Source organism: Sandaracinobacteroides hominis, from assembly GCF_016464365.1.
In the GTDB taxonomy this organism is placed as follows: Bacteria; Pseudomonadota; Alphaproteobacteria; order Sphingomonadales; family Sphingomonadaceae; genus Sandaracinobacteroides; species Sandaracinobacteroides hominis.
Map to the genome: position 1 here is coordinate 1 of NZ_JADCUC010000018.1, position 1,035 is coordinate 1,035.

Below are 1,035 nucleotides of genomic sequence, written 5' to 3' on the forward strand. Positions count from 1 at the left end.
AATCCTGACGTTCGGTATGGGCTTCCAGCCCGGCGACCTTGGCTTGCATCGCTGCAAACGCCTCACGCACGGCGGGCGGAAGGCTGTCCAGATCAAAGGGGAGATCGGCGGGCGCAGACATGGCGATTTATACCGCACGCCCCCACGATTGCCCATATTTACAAGGCGATCCGAGTCATTCTGTCGCGGGGGGATGCGTCGGTCTGGGCGCATGGATGCGGCGCCAGTCAAGCCCTGCAAACAGCGCCTCGAACTGCACCCGCGACAGCCGCATGACCCCGTCGCCGACCTTTGGCCAGGCAAAGCCGCCCTGTTCCAGCCGCTTGTAGATCATCACGATCCCACTGCCGTCCCAGAACAGAACCTTGATCCGGTCGCCACGTTTGGATCTGAAAACAACCATCACCCCAGCCCTGGGCGCAAAACCCAGCTCGGCATGCGCCATGGCCGCCAGCCCGTCATGTCCCTTGCGGAAGTCCACCGGCTTGGTTGCGATCACGATCCGGACGGCCTGATCCGGGAAGATCACAGCACTTTCCTCAGCGCCGCCGCCAAAGCCGCCACACGCTCCGGGCTGCAGTCTGGCGCCACATGCAAAACTGCGCCGCAAATCTCGACCCTGATCACGCCAGTGCCGCCCACCGCGGCAGCCGCAGTATCAGAAATTGATGGCTCGATCACCAGCGGCACGAATGCCGGGGCTGCATCGATCGGCACCACCAGCTCCCCTTTACGCGCTTGAGCGCGCCATCCCGAAAGGTGCCGGGCAATCAGCCCATACTTCGCTGCAACATCGCAGACCCGCGCACCGGGCTGAAAACTCTCGGCCACAATCCGCACCTTGAGATCATCCGGCCAACGCCGACGCCCGGTCGGGCCATCAAGGATCTCGATCCGGGATACTCTCTTCGACCCACGCACCTCCATCCGGTGCTCATTTTGGTGCTCCACGACCAGTCCCTCGCAAACTCAGTTGCAGGACGGCATGCCCGAACTCACATCAAGTCAAAACCACGGGACCCGCGCACCGCTTAC

At 62.8% G+C, this 1,035-nt stretch carries 2 protein-coding genes; both read right to left on the reverse strand.

Annotation, left to right across the window (positions count from 1 at the left end; genetic code table 11):
* Window positions 1–175 precede the first annotated feature (175 nt).
* A complete protein-coding gene (gene tnpB, locus IM784_RS17520) occupies window positions 176–529 on the reverse strand; it encodes an IS66 family insertion sequence element accessory protein TnpB (protein WP_185968543.1) in 354 nt (117 codons plus the stop codon).
* Window positions 526–951 carry an IS66-like element accessory protein TnpA gene (gene tnpA, locus IM784_RS16895; RefSeq protein WP_199556516.1) on the reverse strand — a complete coding sequence of 142 codons (426 nt, stop codon included), beginning with the start codon at window positions 949–951 and terminating at the stop codon, window positions 526–528. The genes tnpB and tnpA overlap by 4 nt, the downstream gene beginning before the upstream one ends.
* Between the last annotated feature and the right edge of the window lie 84 nt (window positions 952–1,035).